The sequence below is a fragment of the Micromonospora sp. NPDC049359 genome (assembly GCF_044466585.1).
Lineage (GTDB): Bacteria > Actinomycetota > Actinomycetes > Mycobacteriales > Micromonosporaceae > Micromonospora.
In genome coordinates this window covers 24,153-47,214 of record NZ_JBITMW010000013.1, presented here as the reverse complement: position 1 = coordinate 47,214, position 23,062 = coordinate 24,153, and the positions used below count along the sequence as shown (strand labels likewise).

General features: G+C 72.5%; 23 protein-coding genes and 1 pseudogene. 17 read left to right on the top strand and 7 right to left on the bottom strand.

Annotated elements, in window-relative coordinates; genetic code table 11:
• Positions 1–128: 128 nt before the first annotated feature.
• The gene (locus ACIBTX_RS26265) at positions 129–1,430 is read left to right on the top strand and encodes a hypothetical protein (protein WP_357170463.1); all 1,302 of its coding nucleotides are present in this window, start codon (positions 129–131) and stop codon (positions 1,428–1,430) included.
• A 110-nt stretch (positions 1,431–1,540) separates the two neighbouring features.
• On the opposite strand, the gene ACIBTX_RS26260 is transcribed toward ACIBTX_RS26265, so the two are convergent.
• Together ACIBTX_RS26260 and ACIBTX_RS26255 are read right to left on the bottom strand one after the other, a co-directional pair.
• A complete protein-coding gene (locus tag ACIBTX_RS26260) occupies positions 1,541–1,888 on the bottom strand; it encodes an Lsr2 family protein (RefSeq protein ID WP_357118958.1) in 348 nt (115 codons plus the stop codon).
• A gap of 155 nt (positions 1,889–2,043) precedes the next feature.
• Complete coding sequence (locus ACIBTX_RS26255) at positions 2,044–2,652, bottom strand: response regulator transcription factor (protein ID WP_357118955.1); 609 nt, start codon at positions 2,650–2,652, stop codon at positions 2,044–2,046.
• A 98-nt stretch (positions 2,653–2,750) separates the two neighbouring features.
• Between ACIBTX_RS26255 and ACIBTX_RS26250 the strand changes: the two genes are divergently transcribed.
• From ACIBTX_RS26250 to ACIBTX_RS26230, 5 genes are all read left to right on the top strand, one after another.
• Positions 2,751–3,476: a HAMP domain-containing sensor histidine kinase gene (locus ACIBTX_RS26250; RefSeq protein ID WP_357170466.1), complete on the top strand. Its 726-nt coding sequence runs from the start codon at positions 2,751–2,753 to the stop codon at positions 3,474–3,476.
• Positions 3,477–3,561: 85 nt separating this feature from the next.
• On the top strand, positions 3,562–4,431 hold the full coding sequence (locus ACIBTX_RS26245) for a manganese catalase family protein (protein ID WP_396833125.1): 870 nt from the start codon (positions 3,562–3,564) through the stop codon (positions 4,429–4,431).
• Between the two features lie 82 nt (positions 4,432–4,513).
• Positions 4,514–4,795: a hypothetical protein gene (locus ACIBTX_RS26240; RefSeq protein WP_396833124.1), complete on the top strand. Its 282-nt coding sequence runs from the start codon at positions 4,514–4,516 to the stop codon at positions 4,793–4,795.
• 37 nt (positions 4,796–4,832) lie between these two features.
• Positions 4,833–7,163, top strand: coding sequence for an endopeptidase La (gene lon, locus ACIBTX_RS26235; protein WP_357170476.1), 2,331 nt, complete (start codon positions 4,833–4,835; stop codon positions 7,161–7,163).
• Positions 7,164–7,294: 131 nt separating this feature from the next.
• Positions 7,295–7,699, top strand: a complete 405-nt coding sequence (locus ACIBTX_RS26230) for a DoxX family protein (protein ID WP_357118941.1) — start codon at positions 7,295–7,297, stop codon at positions 7,697–7,699.
• A 47-nt stretch (positions 7,700–7,746) separates the two neighbouring features.
• Here ACIBTX_RS26230 and ACIBTX_RS26225 read toward each other — a convergent pair whose 3' ends face one another.
• Both ACIBTX_RS26225 and ACIBTX_RS26220 read right to left on the bottom strand, forming a co-directional pair.
• On the bottom strand, positions 7,747–9,465 hold the full coding sequence (locus tag ACIBTX_RS26225) for a DEAD/DEAH box helicase (RefSeq protein WP_357118938.1): 1,719 nt from the start codon (positions 9,463–9,465) through the stop codon (positions 7,747–7,749).
• A gap of 72 nt (positions 9,466–9,537) precedes the next feature.
• Positions 9,538–10,437 carry a DUF6010 family protein gene (locus ACIBTX_RS26220; protein ID WP_357170479.1) on the bottom strand — a complete coding sequence of 300 codons (900 nt, stop codon included), beginning with the start codon at positions 10,435–10,437 and terminating at the stop codon, positions 9,538–9,540.
• Positions 10,438–10,571: 134 nt separating this feature from the next.
• Here ACIBTX_RS26220 and ACIBTX_RS26215 point away from each other — a divergent pair, with 134 nt between their 5' ends.
• The 5 genes and pseudogenes from ACIBTX_RS26215 (at position 10,572) to ACIBTX_RS26195 (ending at position 13,848) form a co-directional block, all read left to right on the top strand.
• A complete protein-coding gene (locus ACIBTX_RS26215) occupies positions 10,572–11,723 on the top strand; it encodes a sensor histidine kinase (protein ID WP_396833123.1) in 1,152 nt (383 codons plus the stop codon).
• Positions 11,720–12,325 (top strand): response regulator transcription factor, encoded by a 606-nt coding sequence (locus ACIBTX_RS26210; protein WP_357118929.1) that lies wholly within the window; start codon positions 11,720–11,722, stop codon positions 12,323–12,325. Before ACIBTX_RS26215 ends, ACIBTX_RS26210 begins: the two co-directional genes overlap by 4 nt.
• Positions 12,326–12,564: 239 nt before the next feature.
• A pseudogene (locus ACIBTX_RS26205) lies at positions 12,565–12,744 on the top strand (DUF397 domain-containing protein); the annotation flags it as partial.
• A gap of 206 nt (positions 12,745–12,950) precedes the next feature.
• Positions 12,951–13,067, top strand: coding sequence for a twin-arginine translocase TatA/TatE family subunit (locus tag ACIBTX_RS26200; protein WP_357118926.1), 117 nt, complete (start codon positions 12,951–12,953; stop codon positions 13,065–13,067).
• Between the two features lie 256 nt (positions 13,068–13,323).
• The gene (locus tag ACIBTX_RS26195; RefSeq protein WP_357170485.1) at positions 13,324–13,848 is read left to right on the top strand and encodes a 2'-5' RNA ligase family protein; all 525 of its coding nucleotides are present in this window, start codon (positions 13,324–13,326) and stop codon (positions 13,846–13,848) included.
• 27 nt (positions 13,849–13,875) lie between these two features.
• Here the strand turns inward: ACIBTX_RS26195 and ACIBTX_RS26190 are convergent, their stop codons facing one another.
• Positions 13,876–14,145, bottom strand: a complete 270-nt coding sequence (locus tag ACIBTX_RS26190) for a S8 family serine peptidase (RefSeq protein ID WP_396833122.1) — start codon at positions 14,143–14,145, stop codon at positions 13,876–13,878.
• A gap of 45 nt (positions 14,146–14,190) precedes the next feature.
• Between ACIBTX_RS26190 and ACIBTX_RS26185 the strand changes: the two genes are divergently transcribed.
• The 5 genes from ACIBTX_RS26185 (at position 14,191) to ACIBTX_RS26165 (ending at position 19,403) form a co-directional block, all read left to right on the top strand.
• Complete coding sequence (locus tag ACIBTX_RS26185) at positions 14,191–15,234, top strand: anti-sigma-D factor RsdA (protein ID WP_363661339.1); 1,044 nt, start codon at positions 14,191–14,193, stop codon at positions 15,232–15,234.
• Between the two features lie 155 nt (positions 15,235–15,389).
• Positions 15,390–16,349 carry a DUF5715 family protein gene (locus tag ACIBTX_RS26180; protein ID WP_357118917.1) on the top strand — a complete coding sequence of 320 codons (960 nt, stop codon included), beginning with the start codon at positions 15,390–15,392 and terminating at the stop codon, positions 16,347–16,349.
• A gap of 4 nt (positions 16,350–16,353) precedes the next feature.
• Positions 16,354–17,955: an asparagine synthase-related protein gene (locus ACIBTX_RS26175; protein WP_357118914.1), complete on the top strand. Its 1,602-nt coding sequence runs from the start codon at positions 16,354–16,356 to the stop codon at positions 17,953–17,955.
• Between the two features lie 54 nt (positions 17,956–18,009).
• The gene (locus tag ACIBTX_RS26170; protein ID WP_357170492.1) at positions 18,010–18,837 is read left to right on the top strand and encodes a MerR family transcriptional regulator; all 828 of its coding nucleotides are present in this window, start codon (positions 18,010–18,012) and stop codon (positions 18,835–18,837) included.
• A gap of 89 nt (positions 18,838–18,926) precedes the next feature.
• The gene (locus ACIBTX_RS26165) at positions 18,927–19,403 is read left to right on the top strand and encodes a DUF1203 domain-containing protein (protein WP_357170495.1); all 477 of its coding nucleotides are present in this window, start codon (positions 18,927–18,929) and stop codon (positions 19,401–19,403) included.
• A 6-nt stretch (positions 19,404–19,409) separates the two neighbouring features.
• Here ACIBTX_RS26165 and ACIBTX_RS26160 read toward each other — a convergent pair whose 3' ends face one another.
• Both ACIBTX_RS26160 and ACIBTX_RS26155 read right to left on the bottom strand, forming a co-directional pair.
• Positions 19,410–20,636, bottom strand: a complete 1,227-nt coding sequence (locus tag ACIBTX_RS26160; RefSeq protein WP_357170498.1) for an SLC13 family permease — start codon at positions 20,634–20,636, stop codon at positions 19,410–19,412.
• Between the two features lie 125 nt (positions 20,637–20,761).
• Positions 20,762–22,210 (bottom strand): hypothetical protein, encoded by a 1,449-nt coding sequence (locus ACIBTX_RS26155; RefSeq protein WP_357118902.1) that lies wholly within the window; start codon positions 22,208–22,210, stop codon positions 20,762–20,764.
• A 140-nt stretch (positions 22,211–22,350) separates the two neighbouring features.
• On the opposite strand from ACIBTX_RS26155, the gene ACIBTX_RS26150 reads away from it, so the two are divergent.
• Positions 22,351–23,049, top strand: a complete 699-nt coding sequence (locus tag ACIBTX_RS26150; RefSeq protein WP_357170500.1) for a DUF305 domain-containing protein — start codon at positions 22,351–22,353, stop codon at positions 23,047–23,049.
• The last annotated feature ends 13 nt before the right edge of the window (positions 23,050–23,062 follow it).

The window sequence follows — 23,062 nt, the reverse complement described above, 5'->3', positions numbered from 1 at the left end:
AGGGCATCGTCGGCCGTCGACACGTTACCGGGTAGGTCGCGGTGGCCGCCACCGTGGCGTGCCATCTCACATCCGTCGGTCCGCCGAGGGCAGGAATCCACTACCGGATCGAGAAGGAGAGCAATTCGATGCGCAGGTCCACTCGGGCGCGCCGGTCACCCGGCATCGCGCGGAGCAAGCGTCTGCTGGCCGTTGTCGGCACGCTGGTGGTCTTCGGTGGAGTAGTCGCCGTCACCCAGATTTCGTCGGCCCAGGACCGGCGGACGAACAAGCCCCGGCCCGTCGCCGGGCAATGCGTGGAACCGAGCCCCGGCTCGACCGCGCCGAGCGGCACCTCGACCAGCCGTACGTGGCAGAACGGTCGGTGGGTGCGCAACCACTGGGGTGACGGTCAGGAGTCGGTCGCGGAGTGCGAGGACGGTAAGGACGGCACGGTCGGCACCGGCTCGGCCATCGCCTGTCCGGATGTTCTGTCCAAGCTGCCGCAGGTGCCGGAGCGGGCGCGTGCCGAGGTCGACCGTAACCTCGCGCAGTTGCAGACCCAGATCGCCGAGGCCGACCGCCGGCTCGCCGCCGAGGGCAACAAGGGTAAGGCGTTCATCGACAACGCGATTCTGCGGCCGTTGGCCGACAAGCGTAAGGCGGTGCTGGACCGCATCACGACCGCCATCGACCGGGTCGGGCCCCGCCCGCAGGGCCTGGCGCAACTCGCCCAGTGTCAGGTGCAGCCGACCGGTAACAACAACGGTGGCGGCAACAATGGTGGGAACACCGGCGGCGGTACCAACAACGGTGGGAACACCGGCGGTGGCAACAACGGCGGTGGGAACAACGGCGGTGGGAACACCGGCGGTGGCAACAACGGCGGCAACGCTCCCGGCGCTGGCCTCGGTGTGCTGGCCAACAACTGCGACGAGAGCAAGTTGGAGCCGCACAACGGTTTCCAGCTCGGCAACCGTTGCGTGAGCACCGAGTTCGGTGAGGTCGGCGCCGCCGCCAACAACCCGTCGCTGCTGATCACCCAGTTCCCGCAGCAGGTCGGCCGCAACCAGCCCTTCACCCTGCGGGTCAGCACCAAGAACCTGGTCCGGGACCGGTTCCTGGCGGCCGGCCAGGGTGGCTACTACGTGGAGAGCTCGCTGCTCAACGCCCAGGGCCTGGTCCGGGGTCACTTCCACACCGCCTGCCGGATGCTGGACAGCCTGACCGCGCCGCCCGAGCCGCAGGAGGTGCCGGCGTTCTTCGTCGCCACCGAGGACGGCCGCGGTGGCGCCCAGCCGGACGAGGTGACCATCCAGATCCCGGGTCTGCCGGAGTCGGGCACCGCGCAGTGCTCGGTCTGGGCCGGTGACGGCTCGCACCGTCTGCCCATGATGGAGCGGGCCAACCAGACCCCGGCGTTCGACTCGATCCGCGTCACCGTCAACTGACCGGTCGATGAGCGGCCGGCCACCCGGGTGGACAGCACCCCGGGTGGCCGGCCGCGCACACAGCGACGGGGTCCCGCCGTTTTGGCGGGACCCCGTCGCTGTGCCGTGCGTCAGCGGTTCTTGTACGCCTCGACGACCTCGACCGGGATCCGGCCCCGCTCGGAAATCTTGTAGCCGTTCTTGACGGCCCATTCCCGGATCGCCCGGTTTTGTTCGCGGTCCATTCCCGCGCCGGTGGGTCGCCCCGGCCGCCGAACTGCCCGCGCGTTCTCCGCCGGGCCTCGGCCGATCCGCCGGCCCGCATTGATGTATGGGTCCAGCGCCTTACGCAGGACACCCGCATTCTCGTCCGAGACGTCGATGGTGTACGCGACGCCGTCGAGACTGAACTCGACCGTCCGATCGGCCTTCCCGCCGTCGAGGTCGTCGGTCAGCACCGTGATTACTTTTCTCGCCATTGCCGATTACTCCCTGTGTGTGGCGGGATGTTTCCAAAGTCTGACCTATCACCCGGGGAATCCGCAACAATGTGCGTGCCATTCATTTCGGCGCGTCGCGATTGAGTGGGCCACAAAACAGCGAACTGGCCGTAATCGCAGGTCCCGGTGCGGTGTCAATCGGTGAGCAGACCGGCGTGGCCGGCGACCGCCGCCGCCTCCGCCCGGTTGGCGACCCGCAGCTTGCGCAGCAGAGCGGCGGTCATTCGTTTCACCGTCCGTTCCGACACGTGCAGTTCCTCGGCGATGTCGACGGTGCTGCGCCCGATCGCGATCGCCCGCAGCAGACGGCGCTCCTCGGCGTCGAGGTCGACGGACGCCGTCCGGGCGGGTCCGAGGAGGGCGCGCAGCAGTTCCGCCGGCAGGACTGCCCAGCCGTCGAGGATGGCCAGCAGCGGGGGTAGCAGCTCCTCCGGTTCGCTGGTCTTCGGCAGAAATCCCTCCGCGCCGGCCCGCAGCGCCTCCAGTGCGGGCGCTGGGTCGGTCGAGCCGGACATGGCGACCACCCGTACGCGGGGGGTGGTCCGCCGGATGGCGGCCACCGCCCGGACGCCGCCGGGTGGTGGCATGTGCAGGTCGACCAGCGCGAGGTCGGGATGGCAACGACTGATCATGCCCGCCGCCGCGGCGGCGTCGCCGGTCGAGCCGACCACCTCGGCGCGTCCGTCGGTGGTCACCGGAAGCAGCAGCTCCAAGCCACGGACGAACAGGGGGTGATCGTCCACGACAGCGAGTCTGAGGTTGGGGGCGTCCGGCATGTCTGGGCCGTTCCCCAGCGGGTACCGATCATGCGGGTATGCACCGATCGGGGGGAGTCGGATGGATGCGCGCACGCCAGGTGTGGCAGGGCCGGTTGCGAGGATTGCGACGCGCCGGGTCCGGACCGGGCATCCCACCGGAGGTCGACGCGGACCTGCTGCTGCGGGTGTTGTGTCACGAGTTCCGTACCCCGGTCAGCGCGCTGACGTCGTTGACCCGGGCGCTGGCCGATGACCACCGGCCGCTGACCGGCGCGGACCGGCGGGCGGTCATCGCGCTGGCCCGCGACCAGGCCGTCCATCTGCAGGGCCTGCTCCGCGACGCGACGGCCGGCGCCGGCGCGCTGACGCCGGTGGCCCAACCGGAAGCGACCGTGCCCCTGGCCGGCCTCCTGCGTGAGGCGGCCGCGTTCGTGCCGGCGGGCCGGCGTCGGGTCCGCGCCACCCGACGGGCGGCCTGCTGGCCGGTACCGGCCGGCCGCACCCGGCAGGTGCTGGGAAACCTGGTGGAGAACGCGCTGCGGCACGGGCCGGCGAACGGGCGGGTCGGGCTCTACGCCGCGCTGCGCGGCCCCGGCCTGAGCATCGTGGTCACCAATGAGGGGCGGGTGGACGACGGGCTGCTGGTGGCGCTGCGCCGTCCGGCCCCCGTGGTCGGCATGTCCGGGCTGGGGTTGTGGATCGTGCGGCACCTGGTGGCCGCCGACGGGGGAGCGCTGCGGGCGCACCGGTTGCGCCCGCGGGGCGTGGCGCTGGAGGTGCTGCTGCCGGCGGTCGGACCGCTGCGCTGACCCGTGCGGGACACGCATTGGCCCGGCCGGGTCAGCGGGATGGGAATCGTCCTTGGCGCCAGCAACCCGGTGCCGAGGAGGTCGGATGTTCAGCCACGTCAAGGACCTGCAGTTCGAGGCCAAGCCGGACGCTCCGGACGCCGCGTTCGCCCGCCGTCTGCAGGAGGTGCTGGGTGGCAAGTGGGGCGAGATGACCGTCGCCAACCAGTACCTCTTCCAGGGCTGGAACTGCCGACTCCCCGGTAAGTACAAGGACCTGCTGCTCGACGTCGGCACCGAGGAGGTCGGCCACGTCGAGATGATCGTGACAATGATCAGCCGGTTGCTGGACAGCGCCCCGCTGGCGCTGTCGGAGGCCGTCGCGGACAACCCCGGGGGCGGGGCGGTCTACGCCGGGTCAAACCCGGCGCACTTCATCCACGGCGGGGGCGGGGCGCTGCCCGTCGACGCCAGCGGGGTGCCCTGGAACGGCTCGTACGTCACCGCGAGCGGCAACCTCCTGGCCGACTTCCAGCTCAACGTCACCGCCGAGGCGCAGGGCCGGTTGCAGGTCGCCCGGCTGCTCAACATGACCGACGATCCCGGGGTCAAGCAGATGCTGCGCTTCCTGCTGGCCCGCGACACCATGCACCAGAACATCTGGCTGGCGGCCATCGAGCAGCTCAAGGAGGACGGCCTGGAGGAGATGCCGGTGCCGGAGGCCTTTCCGGACTCGGCGGAGTTCACCGACGAGTTCGGCTACACCTACCTGGGCTTCTCCTCGGGCGTCGACGCCGCCCAGCGGCGGTGGGCGTCCGGGCCCGCGCCGGACGGCAGGGGCGAGTTCCGGTACGACGACAACCCGCGCGCGAACGCCCCCGAGCCGGTGCTGCCGCCCGGTGACCCGCGGCTCTACGGCACCAACCCGGACCCGGCCGGCGGCGTCGTGAACACCGTCAAGAGCAGGCTCACCTGAGCTTGTCCCGTCGGGTCGTCCGGGTCCCGCACGGGCGGCCCGACGAGACCGCCCGCTCACCGGAGAAGACGAGGAGAAGCGCATGTCTGTCGTCGCGCCCGCCCGCGAGTCCGCAGCGGTCCCGCTGTCGCGTACCCGGGTGGAGTTGGCCGTCTGCACAGTGCTGACCGCGCTCGCCGTCGGAGTCGGACTGCCTGCCCGGGTGGTCCTCGCGCTGGCGCTGACCAGCCTGGCCATCCCCGTGGCCGTAGCGCTGGCCGGGGGCGGCCGGGCGGTTCGCGAGCTGCTGCTGCCGGCTCGCCGCCGGGCTCCGGACAGTGGCCTGGGTCACACGCCGGAACAAGGGGAACGCTTTGTTACTTGAGTGAGACACGCTCAACTCAATGGATAGCAGGTGTTCGATGGCAACTCTTCCGGTACTGCCCCTGACCGACGCCGTGCTGCTGCCCGGCATGGTCATCCCGGTGACCCTCGACCCGACCACCCAGGCCGCCATCGACGCGGCGCGGACAACCGGCGACCGCAAGCTGCTGGCCGTCCCGCGGATCGACGGCGAGTACGGCCCGATCGGCGTGGTCGCCACCATCGAGAAGGTCGGCCGGCTCCCCGACGGTGAGCCCGCCGCCGTCGTCCGTGGCCTGTCCCGCGCGCGCATCGGCTCCGGCGTGCCCGGTCCCGGCGCGGCGCTCTGGGTCGAGGCGACCGAACTCGACGAACCCGCTCCCGCCGGCCGCGCACGTGAGCTCGCCCGCGAGTACCGCGCCCTGGTCACCTCCGTGCTCCAGCAGCGGGGCGCCTGGCAGGTCATCGACGCCGTGGAGCGGATGACCGACCTCTCCGAGCTGGCCGACTCGGCGGGCTACGCGCCGTGGTTGACCCTGGAGCAGAAGACCGAACTGCTCGCCGCGCCGGACGTCACCGCCCGGCTGGAGCTGCTGGTCGGCTGGGTGAAGGACTACCTGGCCGAGCAGGAGGTCACCGAGCAGATCAACAGCGACGTCCGCGAGGGCCTGGAGAAGTCGCAGCGGGAGTTCCTGCTGCGCCAGCAGCTCGCCGCGATCCGCAAGGAACTGGGCGAGGACGAGCCGGACGGCTCCGCCGACTACCGCTCCCGGGTGGAGAGCGCCGAGCTGCCCGACAAGGTCCGCGAGGCGGCCCTGCGCGAGGTCGGCAAGCTCGAGCGGGCCAGTGACGCCTCCCCGGAGGCGGGCTGGATCCGTACCTGGCTGGACACCGTGCTCGAGATGCCGTGGAGCACGCGTACCCAGGACAACACCGACCTGGCCGCGGCCCGGGAGGTGCTCGACGCCGACCACGCCGGTCTGTCCGACGTGAAGGACCGCATCCTGGAGTACCTGGCCGTGCGGAACCGGCGTGCCGAGCGCAACCTCGGCGTGGTCGGCGGTCGAGGCTCCGGCGCGGTGCTCGCCCTCGCCGGCCCTCCCGGGGTCGGCAAGACCAGCCTCGGCGAGTCCGTGGCGCGGGCCCTCGGGCGTAACTTCGTCCGGGTGTCGCTCGGCGGCGTCCGCGACGAGGCGGAGATCCGCGGTCACCGGCGCACCTACGTGGGCGCGCTGCCCGGTCGGATCGTCCGGGCCCTGCGCGAAGCCGGCTCGATGAACCCGGTCGTGCTCCTCGACGAGGTGGACAAGCTGGCCGCCGGCTACGCCGGTGATCCGGCCGCCGCCCTGCTGGAGGTGCTCGACCCGGCCCAGAACCACACCTTCCGGGACCACTACCTGGAAGTCGACCTGGACCTGTCCGACGTGCTCTTCCTCGCCACCGCCAACGTGGTGGAGTCCATCCCCGGCCCGCTGCTGGACCGGATGGAGTTGGTCATGCTGGACGGGTACACCGAGGACGAGAAGGTCTCCATCGCCCGCGACCACCTGCTGCCCCGGCAGCGGGAGCGGGCCGGGCTGACCGACGACGAGGTGACCGTCGCCGACGCGGCGCTCGCGCTGATCGCGGGGGAGTACACCCGCGAGGCCGGTGTCCGGCAGCTCGAACGGGCCCTGGCCAAGATCCTGCGCAAGGTGACGGTGACGCTGGCGACCGACCCGTCGCCGGTACGCGTCGACACCGACAACCTCAGCGGCTATCTGGGGCGGCCGAAGTTCACCCCGGAGTCGGCCGAGCGTACGGCGGTTCCCGGTGTCGCCACCGGGCTCGCGGTGACCGGCGCCGGCGGCGACGTCCTCTTCATCGAGGCGACGAGCATGGAGGGCGAGCCGGGACTGACCCTGACCGGTCAACTCGGTGACGTGATGAAGGAGTCGGCGCAGATCGCGCTGTCGTACCTGCGCTCCAACGGGCGACGGCTCGGCATCGACCCGAACGCCCTGGCCGGGCGGCGGATCCACGTCCACTTCCCGGCGGGCGCGGTGCCCAAGGACGGCCCGAGCGCCGGCATCACCATGGTGACGGCCCTGGCGTCGCTGGTCACCGGCCGCCCGGTCCGTCCCGAGTTCGGGATGACCGGTGAGGTGACCCTCTCCGGTCGGGTGCTGCCGATCGGCGGGGTGAAGCAGAAGCTGCTCGCCGCGCACCGGGCCGGCCTCACCGAGGTGATCATCCCGGCGCGCAACGAGCCGGACCTGGACGACCTGCCGGCCGAGGTGCGCGAGGCGCTGACCGTGCACACCCTGGCCGACGTGGCCGACGTGCTCGCGCTGGCGCTGCGCCCGGCCGACGTCCAGGCGCTGGACGGACCGGCGCTCTTCACGGTCTGACAGTCCACCACGGTGACCCCCGCCGTCCGTCGACGGCGGGGGTCATCGGCGTCCACGCATCGAAGGCTAGTGTTCCGCTCGAAGCGTCGACCACCTCTCCGCCGCGAGGCGGTGCCCCCGGAGGTAACCCCGTGAATCTCGTGCTCGGGATCATCCAGATCCTGCTCGCTGTCGTCTTCGCCGGCGCCGGCCTGGCCAAGCTGACCCAACCGAAGGACAAGCTGCGCGAGATGATGCGGTGGGTGGACCCGGTCCCGCCGTCGCAGGTCAAGGCCCTCGGCGCGGTCGAGGTGGCCGCCGCCCTCGGGCTCGTGCTGCCCGCGTTCACCGGCATCGCCACCGTCCTCACGCCGCTGGCCGCCGTCGGGCTGGTCATCGTCATGATCGGCGGCATCCTCGTGCACCTGCGCGACCGGAAGAAGCGCGACACGGCGGCCGAGCGTCGGCTGGAGATCCAGGGCGCGATCACCTGCGCGGTGCTGCTCGTCCTCGCCGCCGTGGTGGCGTGGGGACGCTTCGGCCCGTACTCCTTGTGAGGGCCCGTCGGCGACCGCCGTACCCAGGCGGTCGCCGACGGCTCAGCTCAGCGCTCGTCGCGTCCGCGGTCGCGGCGCACGGTCGCCTTGCGGCCCTTGATCGTGCTCTGGCGCAACCCGGAGATCACCTCATCGGCGACGCCCTGCGGCACCTCGACCAGGGAGAACCGGTCCGCGATCTCGATCGAGCCGATGTCCCGGCCCCGGATGCCGGTCTCGCCGGTGATGGCGCCGACCAGGTCCTGGGGGCGTACGCCGGCCCGCCGGCCCAGGCCGACGAAGACCTGGACGGTGTTGCCGCCGACGCGCGGCCGGCCGCCACCGCGCCGATCGCCGCCCCGCCCACCGAACTCCGGGCGACCCTCGCGCGGGGCGCGGACCGGAACCTGCGGAATCTCCTCCTCGTCGTCGGAGCCCGGCGACGTCACCTCGTGGGCCAGCTTCACGGCGGCGAGGGCGACCTCCATCAGGTCGAACTCGTCGGTCAGCGTCTCCACGATCACCCGGTACGGGTCGAGGTCGTCCTCCAGCAGGCTCTCGCGCAGCGCCGCCTGCGTCAGCTCCAGCCGGCGGGTCCGCATGTCCGCCACGGTCGGGATCTTGTCGATGGTGATCCGCTGGCCGGTCACCCGCTCGATGGTCTTGAGCATCCGGTGCTCGCGCGGCTCGGCGAGGGTGATCGCCACGCCCTCGCGTCCGGCCCGACCCACCCGACCGATGCGGTGCACGTACGACTCGGGCGCCGACGGCACGTCGTAGTTGACCACGTGGGTGAGCTGTTCGACGTCCAGCCCACGGGCCGCCACGTCGGTCGCCACCAGCAGATCCGCCGTGCCGGCCCGCAGCCGGCCCATCACCCGGTCCCGCTGTTCCTGGCTCATCCCACCGTGCAGCGCCTCGGAGCGGTAACCCCGGCCGTTCATCGTCTCGGTGAGCCGGTCCACCTCCTCGCGGCTGCGGCAGAACACGATCGCCGCCGTGGGCGACTCCACGTCGAGGACCCGGCCCAGCGCGGCCGGCTTGTGCGCGCGGGTCACGATGTACGCGCTCTGCCGGACCCGGGGCGCCTCGCCCGCCACCGGCTGCTCCCGGCCGATCTCGATGCGTACCGGCTCGGTCAGGTGCTGGCGCGCCATCCCGTCGATCCGCGACGGCATGGTGGCCGAGAAGAGCACCGTCTGCCGCTCGGCGGGTGCGTGCTCCAGGATCGCCTCGATGTCCTCGGCGAAGCCCATGTCGAGCATCTCGTCGGCTTCGTCCAGCACGACGGTGGCCAGGCCGCTCAGGCGCAGGGTGCCCCGGGCGATGTGGTCCAGCGCGCGCCCGGGGGTGGCCACGACCACGTCGACGCCGCTGTCGAGCGCCCGCAACTGCCGGCCGATCGGCTGCCCGCCGTAGATCGGCAGCACCCGTGCGCCCAGGTCCTTGCCGTACCGGTGGAACGCCTCGGACACCTGCACCGCCAGTTCCCGGGTCGGCACCAGCACCAGCGCCACCGGGTCCCCGCCGTCGCGGTGGGCCGGCATCCGGTGCAGCAGCGGCAGCGCGAACGCCGCCGTCTTGCCGGTGCCGGTGGCGGCCTGACCCAGCAGGTCCCGACCCTCGATCAGCGGTGGGATGGCCTCCCGCTGGATGGGCGTCGGCTCCTCGTAGCCGAGGGCGGACAACGCGCCCAGCAGTTCGTCGCGTAGCCCCAGGTCCGTGAACGCGGTCACGTCGGGCTCGCTGGCGGTCGGTGCGTCGTGCTGTGCAGGTGCGGAACTCATGTGCCAAGCCTTTCATCACCCCGTCGGTGCCGCTGCGCCGACCGGCACAACACGCCCGGCGCCCCGTGCGCGTCAGGCACCCGTGGTGAGGATGGCCAGGATCATGACGCCGGCCAGCACCACGTCGAGCACCCCGCAGAACTCGGCGTACCCCCGTGGCACCACCCGCCCGGTGCGGTGGTGGATGACGTCCCAGCCGGCGTGTGCCAGCCACCCCAGCGCCACGAGCCACGCCGCGGTCCGCCCCCCGACGGCGACCGCCGCCAGCGTCAGCGCGACCCAGACGGCCAGGCCGGCCAGTTGGGTGGCGAGCACACCCGGCCCGCGCAGCGTCCGCCGGGCCAGGCCGATCAGCAGGTACCCGCCGGGCAGCACCAGCATCGTCCACGGGCTGAGCACGCCCGGGTCGACCCACATGTCGACGGTCACCAGCAGCGCGAGGCCGGCCGGCCAGCGTCGGGCGAGCGCCACCACGGCCGGGTGGTGGCGTACCGCCGTCGGTGTGTGGTGCTGGTGGCGCAGCGCCACCAGCACCATGGCCGGCACCATCAGCAGGTGTCCGCCGCGCATCAGTGCGTCACCGTCCAGCAGACCGGTCCAGAAGGGGACGAACAGCAGCAGGAACGGGACGTACATCGCGGCGGCCATCTCGACGCATGCGGGCCAGTGGTGTCCTCGGTAGCGCATCCACACGGTCATGCCGATGGTCATGTTGGTGGCCATCACCAGCGCGGCGACCTCCGGGCGGCCCAGCGTCGCGCCGATCCCGAGCACGGTGCCGGCCGCGTCCCAGAGCGGGCCGAGCAGCAGCATCCCGACGAACATGGCGACCGCCATCTCGCCGAGGTGCCACAGCCATCCCCGGCCGCCCCCGGTCGCCGTCGGGACCGGGGGCGCCGGCGGGGTGGCCGGCAGCGGCTCGGGCAGCGGTACGACGGGTGCGGTGTTCGCGTACATCTGTGTCTCTTCCATGCCTCGACCCTGCCGTCGGCGCGGCGCAGGGGGCAGGTGTGTCCGTCACCGGAAGTTCGTGCGGGCCGCACGGTCCGACCGTGACATCTCGCAGGGGTGGACCGTGCGCGGGGCGGTCCTAGGATCGACGCGTGGTGAGCGAGGCAGACACAGTCCGGGCGGACCGCCGGCTGCGCCGTGCCCGCCGGGCGACGCTGCTGTCGCTCGTCACCGGCGTCTGGGCGAGTGTCCTGCTGCCCGCGGTCGGCCTCGCCCGTGAGCCCGATCCGGGTCGGGCGGCGCTCGGCGCGGCCGGCGTCCTCGCCTTCGTGTTCGCCCAGACCGCGGTGCTGTACGCGGCCGTGACACCGTGGCTCGACCCGCGCCGGCGTCGCCGCTTCCACCTGGCTCTGGCCGGGGCGGCCGTGCTGACCGTTCCGCTGGTGGGGCCGGTGGCGGCCGGCGCCTGGCCGACGTGGGCCTGGCTCGGGGCGGCGCTGATCGGTATGGCGCCGCTGCTCGTCCGGCCGCGGGCCGCGTTCGCGGTGGCCGCCGCCGTCCTGCTGGTGTCGGTGGCCGTCGCCGAATGGACCGGCGGTTCAGTCGCGCGCCACCTCGCGGTGACCGGTGGGGTCGGGGTGGGCATCGCCGCTCTCAACGGCTTCCAGGTCTGGTTCTGGGATCTCCTGGTGGACGCGCGGCAGGGCCAGGCCGCCCAGGCCCGGCTGGCCGCCGCCGAGGAACGGCTGCGCTTCGCCCGCGACGTGCACGACGTCCTGGGACACCGCCTCACGGTGATCGCCCTGAAGGCCGAACTCGCCGCCCGCCTCGCCCCGATCGACCCGGAGCGGGCCGGTCGGGAGGCCGCCGAGGCCCAGCGACTCGCCGCGTCCGCGCTGACCGAGGTACGCGAGACCGTGCACGGCTACCGCGTCGTCGACCTCGACGAACAGCTCACCGCGATCGTGGGGGTGCTGCGGTCCTGCGGCGTACGGTGCACCGTCCTGCCGCCGCCGGCGGACCTGCCGCAGTCCGTCGCCACCGAACTGGCGGCGGTGCTGCGCGAGGCCGGCACGAACGTGCTGCGGCACAGCCGGGCCGACTGGTGCCGGATCCGTATCGGCCGAGAGGGCGACGTGGCCAGGATGACGGTGGTCAACGACGGTGCCGACGACCGGGGCCCGGACGCGCACAGCCATGGCCTGCGCGGCCTGGCCGACCGGCTCGCCGCTGCCGGAGGCGAACTGCGGGTACGCCGCGAGGACACCGTTTTCACCCTCGAGGCCACCGTGCCGGTGCCGACGTGATCCGCGTCCTGCTCGCCGACGACGAGGATCTCATCCGCGTCGCGGTCGGCGCGCTGCTCGACCTGGAGCCGGACATCGAGGTGGTGGCACACGCCCCCGATGGGCCGACAGCGGTCACCGCGACGCTCGCCCACCGCCCGGACGTGGCCGTGGTCGACCTGGAGATGCCCGGCCTGGACGGCATCGCGGTGGCCGCCGAGCTGTCCCGCGTCCGGCCCGAGTGCGCCGTGGTGCTTCTCACCGGACACGGCCGGCCCGGTCACCTGCGGCAGGCGCTGACCGCCGGTGCCCGGGGCTTCCTGCCCAAGGGCTCGCCCGGTGGCGCGCTCGCCGACGTGATCCGCCGGGTACATGCCGGCGGCCGGTACGTCGACCCGTCCCTGGCCGCCGACGCGTTGACGCTGCCGGCGTGCCCGCTGACGCCCCGCGAACTGGAGACACTGCGGCTGGCCGAGTTCGGCGCGCCGGTCGCCGTGATCGCCCGCCGGGTGCACCTGTCCACCGGCACCGTGCGCAACCACCTCTCCGCCGCCGTGCAGAAGCTCGGCGCGACCGACCGCGCGGAGGCGGTACGGACCGCCCGGGACAACGGCTGGCTCTGACCTGTCGTCAGCCCTTGCTCTGCTTCACCCCACGCAACACTGGGCCGTCACCGTGCCGTCGAAGGGCTCGGCTGCCGGCAACGCGCCCCGGCGACGAACCACATCGACGGGCAGGCCCAGGCGCACATAACCGAACAGCAGTCAGAAATTGTTTCTCCTGACCGGCGATGGGAGCGCATCCGCGGGGAAGCTCTCTCCCGTGGACAGTCCTTAGACCTGCTCAGGGAAGCGGGATCCTCATGGACCTAACCGACGCGCTGTGGCGCAAGAGCACCAAGGGTGGCAACAACGGAGGGGCGTGTGTGGAGGTCGCTGAGAACCTTCGGGGCGTCGTCCTCGTTTGGGACACGAAGGACCGTGACGGTGGGACGCTGACGTTCGCGCCGGAGGCGTGGCGAGACTTCGTCGGCTTCGCGCGGGGCCAGCGCAGAGTCTCGTCTCGCGACTCGGCTTGGCCATGCCGTCTTCGCGAAATCGTCGATCATGGAGCATGAGCCTGCCACGTGCCCACGACAGCTCCAAGACGCTGTGCACCGGGCAGCCATCGGCGATCTGCTCTCGAAGTGTTTGAAGGGGATCGGCGGCGGGGCACAACGGTCTGCACCCCCCGGACATGGAGGTTCTGATGCGCTGGCTGCTCATCCTTGTGATCGTCCTGCTGGTGATCGGCGGGATCTGGCTGCCCCGCCGAGCGCGGGGAGCGGGCAGGTCTTTGCGAAACCGGTTCGACGAGCGACGCTGATCCGCGCGTCCTGCCTACTCCCCGGCCGATGAGGCCAGTCGCGCCCTCATGTCCGGAATGGCTTCAATGATGGCGTGGTGCCCAGGAAGACGATGGCGGGTCCGGTAAACCGGTACGCTCCAGCGCCGTCGGACTGTTCTTCGACCTGGCCGTCCGGCCCGGCTCGGAGGCGGAATCAGCCCCGCTGTCCGTGGCGGGGCCGGCCATCCGCCCCGCTCGGTCATTGACGGGCGTGGCGCCCGCTAGCGTGGGCCTCGTGCGTACCGTGGAACTGGTCTGCTCGGCCGGGTTGGACGCCGAGGTCCGGGCCGCCTGGGATCGCCTGGCGGCGGCCGGGTTGCCGAGCCTGGCCCGCAACACCCACCAGACCAACCGGCCGCACCTGACCCTCGCCGCCGTGGACGAGTTCGGGCCGGGTGTCGAGCACCGGCTGGCCGACCTGTTCGACGCCGCGCTGCCGGTGCCGGTCACGCTCGACCGCGTGGTGGTGCTCGACGGCAGCGCCCCGCTGGTCTGGCTCGTGCGGCCCACGCCGGCGTTGACCACGCTGCACGCCGCCGTCTGGGATGTCCTCGAGAAGGCCGACGGACACCGCCCCTGGCACGCGCCGGGAGCGTGGGTGCCGCACCTCAGCCTGGCGTTGCGGTTCCGCGACGCGGACCTGCGGATGGCCCGCGCGTTGACCGGCGGGCAGCGCCCGACGGGCGCGTTCGACGCGGCCCGCAGCTACGACGGTACGGACCGGACGGTGACCCCGCTGACGGAACCGTCCCGACCCTGACTCGGGCCGGGACGGATCAGCGGGGGGTCAGAAGGTGGCGACGTTGAGCAGCTTCTCCTGGATGCCGTCCGGGTCGCCGGCCGGCCAGCTGTAATTCGTGGTGCCGGCCGCCTGGAGGGCCGACTTGACCGCGCTCGGGGTGGCGGTGGGGTGGGTGGCCTTGTAGAGCGCGGCCCCGCCCGCGACGTGCGGGCTGGCCATCGAGGTGCCGGAGATGGTGTTGTAGGCGGCGCCCTTCCAGGTCGAGTAGATGCAGACGCCCGGCGCCGTCCGACTCGCGCAGTACCGCGCTCTCACCCGGCTCCGCGCCCTCGTGGGCGACACCCTCGCCGGGGTGATCCTGTGACCGCGTCCGAGCCGGTGCCGACGCCGCCGGACCCCATCGTGCAGGCTGACCAACTGCTCGACGCGATCAGCCGTGGCGAGCGTCCGCCGCCGGGTCACCCGGACGACGACGCCGTCATCGCCCTCCTGGCCGACTGGCACGCGGACGTGGTGCGGCGGTCGGAGGAGTTCGAGGCGACCGCGGAACCGGCAGCGCCGGCAGCAGCCCCACGCGCGGCTCAGCCGGACGTGGTGACAGTGGCGCACCGGCCCGCTTCGAGCCGACCACCGTGGACGGGCCGCCGCCGGCGTTCCCGCACCGGTGCCCCGACCGGCGTCGCGCGCCGCCGTGGCAGGCGACCCACGTACGCTGCCGCCGCGCTGGCCCTGGTCACCGTCGTCGGCGGTCTCTGGTTCGGCGCCGGCCGCGCGGAGCCGGGCGGCCTGTTGTGGCCGGTCACCGAGTTGGTCTACGCCGAACGGGCGCAGTCCATGGTCGCCGAACGTGAGGTCGGACGGATGCTGGAGCAGGCCCGGCAGGATCTTGCCGACGGGCGCCACGACGACGCGCGCCGACAGTTGGAGCGCGCCGAGGGCCTGTTGAGCACCATGGGCGCGGACACGACCGCGGTTCGCCTGCGCAGGGAGGTCGAGGAGTTGCGGCTGCTGCTCCCGCCCGCCCCTGCGGCCGAACCGTCGTCCCCCGCCGGGGACATCGCCACCAGCGCCACGCCGGTGCCCTCCAGGACCGGGCCGGCCACCTCCACGAGCCAGGGATCCCCGGCGGCTGTCGCCAAGCCGAGCCGTAACCCGGCCGGGTCGAGATCGACTACGCCGGCCACGACGAGGCATCCCACCGGGCCGCCCGCTGGCGTGCCGGCCGCCCGGCCGAGCGCACCGACCGCGCGTGCGAAACAGCGTCCGCCGACCCCCGGTGGCCGTCCGGGCGGCGTACCCGCCGATCAGGGCGGCGCACCGTCCCGCCAGGATGGCGCGCAGTCGCACCGGGACAGGTCGGTGACGACGCCCGGACACCCCGCAAGCCTGCGGCCGAGCCAGTAACACCAGTCGTCGTGGCGCGGCCCGCGGGCGCCTCACCTGCGCCCGCGGCTTCTTTGGGTGAGATCGGAGGATTGTTCGGTCTACGTCGGTCTCGATGATTACGGTGTTTTTCAGGGTGATTGACCCAGCGACGTGGCCGGAGAAGGGAACCCGTCATGCGAGTGCCCAGCCGTAGTCCGGGACAGCAACCCGCGTCGCCCACCGCTCCACCTCGCCGCCGACCCCCCGGCGCCGCCACCCGACGCCCGACCAGCGCCGCCCCCGACCTCGCCGCCTACCGGGCGGCCGTGGCCGACCTGCTCGTCGAGGTGGGGGCCCTGGCCGACGCCACCAGCACCCGGGCACGTCAGGTGCTCATCGACGAGCGGCTGCGCGAACCGGCCCTGGCGGCCGTGCTCGACGCCACCCCGCAGGGCCTGCTCGGGGCGCGCGAGACGCTGCTGCTGGAGATGGCCCGCTACCAGCCGAACGAGCGCACCTCGGCACGCGACCTCACCGCGCTGGTCCGGATCTACCTGCTCTCCCGCATCGACGTGCTGTGGTGGCAGGACGCCCCCGTGTTCCACACCGACGACCAGGTCAACGGCAGCGCGGAACTGGTCGACCTGGAGTGGCTGCGCCGCCGGGACCTGCTGCGCTTTCGCTACCAGGAGCAACCCGCGACCGTGCTGGGCCGGGCCGCGCGCGGACTACGCCGGCGGCTGCGCCCCGACGTGACCCCGCGCACCGCCGGTCTGCTGTTCCGTCGCGCCCGCCGGGAGGTGGTGGCGCTACTCAACGAACTGGGCCGGGAGTTCGCCGCCGCCGCGCCCGCGGGCACCCCGCCGCTGTGGGTGACGAGCCTGGTCCGGAGCACCGAGCACCAGTACCGGCTACGCCGCCTGGGTTACGCGGCGATGCTGCCCAGCGGCCACTGCCTCGGCTACTCGGCCGACGTCGAGCTGGCCTGGTTCACCCGGTTCGGCGCGCGCGACGCCCTCGCGGAGCTGCTGCTGGCCCGCCAGGAGGCCGGCGACCTGAACGTGATCGACGAGGGGCAGGCCTGGCACCTGTGCCTCGCGCCCACCGCCCGGCATCGCCTGCGCCGGGCGTACGAGGCCGAGATGGGGGTCTGAGCCCGTGTGCGGCATAGCGCTCAGCCTCGGCCCCGAGGCCGACCCGGCGACATTCCGACGGATGCTCGCCGTCCTCGCCCCGCGCGGCGAGGTCACCGAGACCCGCTGTGAGACCGGACTACTCGCCGGCACCCGCCGGCTTCGGGTCGTCGACCGCGACCGGGCCGTGCAGCCCTGGACCTCGACCGACGAGCGGTGGCTGCTCTGTTTCAACGGCGAGATCTTCAACCACCGGGAGCTGCGCGCGCAGCTCACCCGCCTCGGGCAGGTGTTCCGCACCGAGAGCGACACCGAGGTGCTGTTGGCGGCCTTCCAACAGTGGGGCGAGTCGGCGGTGACCCGGCTGCGCGGCGAGTACGCCTTCGCGGTCGTCGAACGCGCCACCGGCCGGGCGTACCTGGCCCGCGACCCGCTCGGGGTGAAACCGCTGTACTGGTCCCGGCGGCCCGGCTGCCTGTACCTCGCCTCCGAGGTCAAGGCGCTCGTCGGGCATCATGCCCCGGTCACCGAGGTGCCTCCCGGTCACCACGGCTGGGCCGAGCCGGACGGACCGGTGCGGCTGCGCCCGTACGTCGACCTGCTCGCCATCGGCGAGGGCCTGCCGGTCATCGACGACCCGGACGAGGCCACCCTGCTCGTCCGGGCCGCCCTGACCGACGCCATCCGGATGCGGGTGGAGACCGACCTGACCGTCGGCGTCGTCCTCTCCGGCGGGCTGGACAGCTCGTTGACGCTGCGGCAGGTACGCGACCTCCACCCGGACTGCGTGGCGGTGACGGTCGGCGTGCCGGACAGTCCCGACGTCGCGTACGCCCGTCGGCTCGCCGCCGACCTCGACGTGCCGCACGTCGTGGTCGAGCTGCGCCCGCGCGACATCCGGCTGGCCGACGTCCGGGAGGCCATCCGGATCTCCGAGCTGACCGAGTACGGCGACATCATCAACGCCGTCGTGTCGGTGCCGATCTTCCGTCGGCTGCGCGACCTGGGCGTCAAGGTGGTGCTCACCGGCGACGGCTCCGACGAGCTGTTCGGCGGGTACCCGATGTACCGCCAGGTCGACCCGATCGCGTCCCGCCGGCTGTTTCTGCACCGGATCCGCAACCTCTGCCGTACCGAGTTGCAGCGCGTCGACCGGGCCGCCATGGCTCACGGGGTGGAGGCGCGGGTGCCGTTCCTCGACCTCAGCGTGGTGGAGCTGGCGATGCGTCTGCCCCTGAACCTGAAGGTGCGCGACGGCCAGGAGAAGTGGATCGTGCGGCGGGCGTTCGCCGACGTGCTGCCCGACTACGTCGTGCGGCGGCCGAAGCACCCCATGTCGTACTCCTCCGGTCTGCACGAGCGGGTGCGGCTCTACAAGCCGCTGTTCGCCCGGATGCACCGGTCGTTCGGCTACGACCTGCTGGAGCCGGTCCGCCGCGACTTCGACACCGTGCTCAGCGGGTGCGGCAACGACCTGGACCGGGCCATCGCCGACGGGATGAACCGACCCGACTACACCGTCCTGGAGCACGCTCGTGACCTGGTCGGGGCGGCGAAGTGGAACGCCGCGCCGATGGTCCGCCGGCTGGTCGGCCCGCGCCCGCCCCGGCGCTCACCGGTGGGCTGACCCCGGCCCGACGCTTGACTCTGACACCGTGTCAGGGACCAGCGTGAGGGGATCATGTTCACCATCGGAGACTTCGCCCGACTGGGCCGCGTGTCGGTGCGGATGCTGCGCCACTACGACAGCATCGGTCTGCTGCGGCCGGCCAGCGTCGATCCGCACACCGGCTACCGCTTCTACCAGGCCGAGCAGTTGCGTCGGCTCAACCGGGTGATCGCCCTCAAGGACCTGGGGCTCACCCTGGAGCAGGTGCGCGCGATCCTGGACGAGACCGTCGGCACCGCCGAGCTGCGCGGCATGTTGCGGCTGCGTCGCAGCGAGCTGGCCACCCGGCTGGCCGCCGACACGGCCCGGCTCGCGGCGGTCGAGGCGAGGCTCCGAATGATCGAATCGGAGGGTCGGATGACCAACCAGGACGTCGTACTCAAGCAGATCGCGCCGGTGCGCGTGGCGGAGCTGACCGCCGTCGCGCCCAGCTACGAGAGTCAGGACATCGGTCCGGTGATCCAGCCGCTCTACCCGGAGCTGTTCCGCCGGCTCGACGCCGCCGGGATCACCCCGTCCGGGCCGGCCATCGCCTGGTACGAACCGGCCGAGGACGAGGGCGAGGCGGTGGTGGTGCACGCCGGGGTGAGCGTCGGCGGTGGGGTCACGGCGATTCCCGACGTGACGGTGCGGGACCTGCCGGCGGTCGGGACGGCCGCGACGATCGTGCACCACGGCTCGATGGACGACGCCGACCGCAGCGTCCAGGCGCTCGCCCGGTGGATCGAGGAGAACGGGTACCGCCCGGACGGGTTCGCCCGCGAGGTGTACCTGGACTATCGCCAGGACTCCCCGGAAGGCGGCGTGACCGAGCTTCAGCTCGCCGTCGACCGCGCCTGACAGCGCTCGCCCTCGCGCCGGCGGCTGGTCCCGAGCGCCAGGTCCGATCACCGCCAGCACCCGCACCGGCACCGGGGCAGGCTGGACGCATGACGACCACCGCCACCTTCCTCATCCACGCCGTGCCGGCCGCGGTGCTGGAGCTCGTCCGTCGGACCGGCCGAGACGCCGCCGGCCATCGCGTCGAAGGGCGCCTGGCCGGCGGCGGGGAGCCGCTGCGGTGCTGCCTACGCGACGCGGAGGTGGGGGAGGCGGTGCTGCTCTTCGGGTACGCCCCGCCGATCGCCGCCGCCGCGTACCGGGAGATCGGGCCGGTCTTCGCGCACGCCGCCGCCTGCCCCGGCCCGGACCACGGCGGCGGCCACCCGCCGGGCTGGCGGGGACGGGCCCAGGTCCTGCGGGCGTACGACCGGCAGGGACGGATCTGCGGCGGCCGGCTGCACGACGGCACGGACCCGGAGGCGGTGATCGCGGAGCTGTTCGCCGATCCGCCGGTACACCGACTGCACAGCCGCAACGTGATCTACGGCTGCTTCATGTTCGTGGTGGAGCGGGCCGCCGGGTGACGGCCCTCAGCCGACCAGGAGCAGCGCGCCGACCGCCGCCAGCGTGCCCACGACGGCGAGCAGGGCGCTGGTCAGCACGAACCGTCGCACCGGCACCGCCACCCCGGCCGCCCGGCACCGCTCGAACCACAGCAGGGTGGCCAGCGACGCCCAGGGCGCGGCCAGCGGGCCGACGTTCGTGCCGATCAGCAGGGCCAGCAGGCGGGTGTGGTCGACGGTCGGCAGCACCGACTCGCCGGCCAGGTACGCCGGTAGGTTGTTGACCGCGTTCGCCAGCAGCGCACCCGTGCCGCCGGCACGCAACGCGCCGACCGCTCCGCCGTCGGCGCCGACCAGACCGGCGACCAGGTCGTCGAGCCCGTGCCGGCCGAGGGTCTGCACTACCAGGAACAGGCCGACGACGAAGAGCAGCAGTCGTACCGGCACCAGTTGGGCGCGCAGCGTCGCGGGGGAGCGGATCACGAAGCCGACCAGCACCAGCGCGAGGGCGACGGTGGAGGCGAGCCCGATCTCCACCCCGGCGAGGATGCCGGCGACGAAGAGCAGGCAGCCGGCGAGGGCGGTGCGGTGCAGCACCGGGTCGGCCGGCACGTGCGGGGCCGGCGGGATGAAGCGTCCGCCGTCCGGTCGTTCCCGCCGCCACCAGGCGTACCAGAGCAGCGCCATGGTGGCCGTCACGGCGGCGAGCTGCGGCAGCGCCATGCGCTCGGCGTACGCCAGTGGGGTGAGGCCGACCCGGTCGGCGGCCAGCAGATTCGTCAGGTTCGACACCGGCAGCAGCAGGCTGGCGGTGTTCGCCAGCCAGACCGTGGTGACCGCGAGCGGCCCGGCGGGGACGCGCAGGCTGCGGGCCAGGGCGAGCAGCACCGGGGTGAGCAGCACGGCGGTGGTGTCGAGGTTGAGCACGAGGGTGGTCACCGTGGCCAGGCCGCCGCAGAGCAGGAACAGCGCCGCCCAGCGGCCCCGGGACGCGATGGCCAGCCGACTGGCGAGCACGTCGAAAACGCCCGCGACGGCGGTCAGCTCGGCCAGCACGATCACGGTGCCGAGGAAGAGCAGCAGCGGCAGGATGCGGTGCAGGGTGCCCGTGGTCTCGGCGCGGGGCAGCAGCCCGGTCAGCGCGCAGACCGCGCCGGCCACCGCGAGCACGACGGCCACCAGGTCGAGCGGGTGGGGACGCCAGCGCGCGGTCGGCTCGGGCGGGGCCGGCGGCGCGCCGGCGGCAGACTTCACAGGTGAACACGTTGACACAGCGCCCGGTCAGGCGCTCGTCAACCCGGGCCCGGGTGACCAGGCCCACCTGACGTGGCCGGGCCCGGCCTCTCGAGGAGCGGCCGGGCCCGGGTCGGACGTCGGTTCTACCAGCTCAGGTAACCGGGCTGGGTCTGCACGTTCAACTCCTTGAACCGGGTCAGGTTCGCCGACCAGGTCCGCCAGTCGTTCAGCTCCAGGACGTCCAGACCCTTCTGGATGTCGTTGGAGTAGATGTTGCCGTTGTAGTAGTACGTCGACCAGGCGCCGCCGGTGACGGCCTGGGTGGCGGACAGCGGGCCCCGCTCCCAGTAGGCGATCTCCTTGGGGTGGCGCGAGTCGGTGAAGTCCCAGACCGAGATGCCGCCCTGGTACCACGCCTGCACCATGATGTCCCGCCCGAGCACCGGGACCAGCGAGCCGTTGTGCGCCACGCAGTTCTCGGTGTCGCCGTTGGTCCGGGGGATCTTGTAGTAGCTGCGGAACTCCAGCTTCCGCGCGTTGCCGCGGCCGGTGATGTCGTAGACGGCGTCCGCGCCCCGGTCGGGGCCGACCGTCTCGTTGCAGGTGGCCGCGCCGCCGCCGCCCAGTTCGTCGGTGAAGACGACCTTGGTGCCGGCGTTGTTGAAGGTGGCCGAGTGCCAGAACGCGAAGTTGACGGTGTCCCGGACCTGGGTGATCAGCCGGGGCGCTTCGCGGTTCTTGATGTCGAGCAGGATGCCGTCACCCATGCAGGCGCCGGCGGCGATGTCCTTCGCCGGGTACGCGGTGATGTCGTGGCAGCCGGTGGTCGCCGAGCCGGTCTCGCTGCCCGGGAAACCGCCGTCCGGGAAGAGGTTCGGCGTCGAGATGACGGCCGCCTCGGTCGGCTTCTTCACCGGCACCTTGACGATGGAGATGGAGTCGTGCGGCGGCTGGCAGTCGGGGAACTCGGCCCGCGGGCTGTACGACGAGACGTACAGGTAGACGTTCTTGCGGTCCTTGCCCGGCACCAGCGTGTGGGTGTGCGACCCGCAGGCGGTCTCGACGGACTTGATGTAGCGCGGGTTGGCCTTGTCGCTGATGTCGAAGACCTTGATGCCCTCCCACGACTCCTTGACCGACGCCGGCTGCGCGACGCTCGCACACGAGTCGTCGCTGCGCGACGAGTCGGTGGAGACGAACAGCAGGTTGCCGTAGACGGAGATGTCGTTCTGCGAGCCCGGGCAGTTGACCTGCGCGGTGATCGTGGGCGCGCTGGGCCGGGAGATGTCGTAGATGACGAACCCGTTGTAGTTGCCGGCGAAGGCGTACTTGCCCTGGAACGCCATGTCGCTGTTGAGCGCGGCCGTCGTGTCGAACGGCGCCTGCTTGGGGAGGTTGGCGATCTGCCGCAGGTTGGGGCTGCTGCGGATCTCGTCGACGCCCGGGATGTCGCTGGCGGCCGCCGGTGCGGCCGGTGCGGCCTCCTGTGCGCTGCTCGGTGTCGCCAGGGCGACGCTGGTCAGCAGCAGGCCGGTCGCGGCCAGGCTGACGATGCGGAGTTGTCGGAGCCGTGCGGTGGCCAACTTGATCATTGGCGGCGCCCTTCGAAAGGGGGGATGACGTTGTCGGTACCTTACCGAGCCTCGGAGATCATCGATGTGATCCGGGTCACATCTACGTCGACTCGTCAATGGATAGGATCGCTGCGACCTCGACCTGAGGGGAGTGCGGCATGACTGTCCGACGTGGTCGGTTACTCGCCGTCGTCATAGCGGCGACCATCGTCGCGGCGCTGGTGGCGCTGGCCATCCGCGCCGCCGGTGAACCCGGCCCGCCGGCCGCCGCGCCCGCCTCGGCGACGCCCACGCCGACGACCGGCCCGACCGGTCCACCGCCGCCGCCGGTCCTCGTGCCCGGCCGCCCCGGCGAGCCCGCCGTCGCCCGGTCCGCGCACGAGCTGCGCGACGACAGCCCACCCCGCTACAACGGCCTGGACACCGTCTACGTCCAGATGATGATCCCGCACCACGAGCAGGCGCTGGAGATGAGCACACTGGCGACGGACCACGCTGCGGATCCGCGGATCCGCGCGTACGCCGACCGGATCCGCGCCGGCCAGGGCCCCGAGATCAAGGTCCTGCGCGGCTGGCTCTCCACCCGCGGGCTGCCCGAGACGGCGCCCGGCCACGACCACGCCGGCATGCGCGGCATGCAGTCCCCCGAGGCGATGCGGCGACTGGCCGCCGCCCGGGGCGTCGAGTTCGACAGGCTCTTCATCACGATGATGACCGATCACCATCAGGGCGCCGTGACCATGGCGACCGACCTGCTGTCGGTCGGGGTCGACGCGACCCTCAACGAGCTGGCCACCTCACTCGCCACCGAGCAGGCCATCGAGATCAACCGCCTGCGCGAGCTGACGCCGCCCTGACCGTCGACGACCC

What these genes read in the sequence shown, in the direction of transcription:
- ACIBTX_RS26220 (WP_357170479.1), bottom strand. Translation starts at nt 10,437, where the DNA reads ATGGAAGAGACACAGATGTACGCGAACACCGCACCCGTCGTACCGCTG.
- ACIBTX_RS26200 (WP_357118926.1), top strand. Translation starts at nt 12,951, where the DNA reads ATGCGCTGGCTGCTCATCCTTGTGATCGTCCTGCTGGTGATCGGCGGG.
- ACIBTX_RS26245 (WP_396833125.1), top strand. Translation starts at nt 3,562, where the DNA reads ATGTTCAGCCACGTCAAGGACCTGCAGTTCGAGGCCAAGCCGGACGCT.
- ACIBTX_RS26150 (WP_357170500.1), top strand. Translation starts at nt 22,351, where the DNA reads ATGACTGTCCGACGTGGTCGGTTACTCGCCGTCGTCATAGCGGCGACC.
- ACIBTX_RS26170 (WP_357170492.1), top strand. Translation starts at nt 18,010, where the DNA reads ATGTTCACCATCGGAGACTTCGCCCGACTGGGCCGCGTGTCGGTGCGG.
- ACIBTX_RS26260 (WP_357118958.1), bottom strand. Translation starts at nt 1,888, where the DNA reads ATGGCGAGAAAAGTAATCACGGTGCTGACCGACGACCTCGACGGCGGG.
- ACIBTX_RS26180 (WP_357118917.1), top strand. Translation starts at nt 15,390, where the DNA reads ATGCGAGTGCCCAGCCGTAGTCCGGGACAGCAACCCGCGTCGCCCACC.
- ACIBTX_RS26250 (WP_357170466.1), top strand. Translation starts at nt 2,751, where the DNA reads ATGCGCGCACGCCAGGTGTGGCAGGGCCGGTTGCGAGGATTGCGACGC.
- ACIBTX_RS26240 (WP_396833124.1), top strand. Translation starts at nt 4,514, where the DNA reads ATGTCTGTCGTCGCGCCCGCCCGCGAGTCCGCAGCGGTCCCGCTGTCG.
- lon (WP_357170476.1), top strand. Translation starts at nt 4,833, where the DNA reads ATGGCAACTCTTCCGGTACTGCCCCTGACCGACGCCGTGCTGCTGCCC.
- ACIBTX_RS26225 (WP_357118938.1), bottom strand. Translation starts at nt 9,465, where the DNA reads ATGAGTTCCGCACCTGCACAGCACGACGCACCGACCGCCAGCGAGCCC.
- ACIBTX_RS26155 (WP_357118902.1), bottom strand. Translation starts at nt 22,210, where the DNA reads ATGATCAAGTTGGCCACCGCACGGCTCCGACAACTCCGCATCGTCAGC.
- ACIBTX_RS26265 (WP_357170463.1), top strand. Translation starts at nt 129, where the DNA reads ATGCGCAGGTCCACTCGGGCGCGCCGGTCACCCGGCATCGCGCGGAGC.
- ACIBTX_RS26165 (WP_357170495.1), top strand. Translation starts at nt 18,927, where the DNA reads ATGACGACCACCGCCACCTTCCTCATCCACGCCGTGCCGGCCGCGGTG.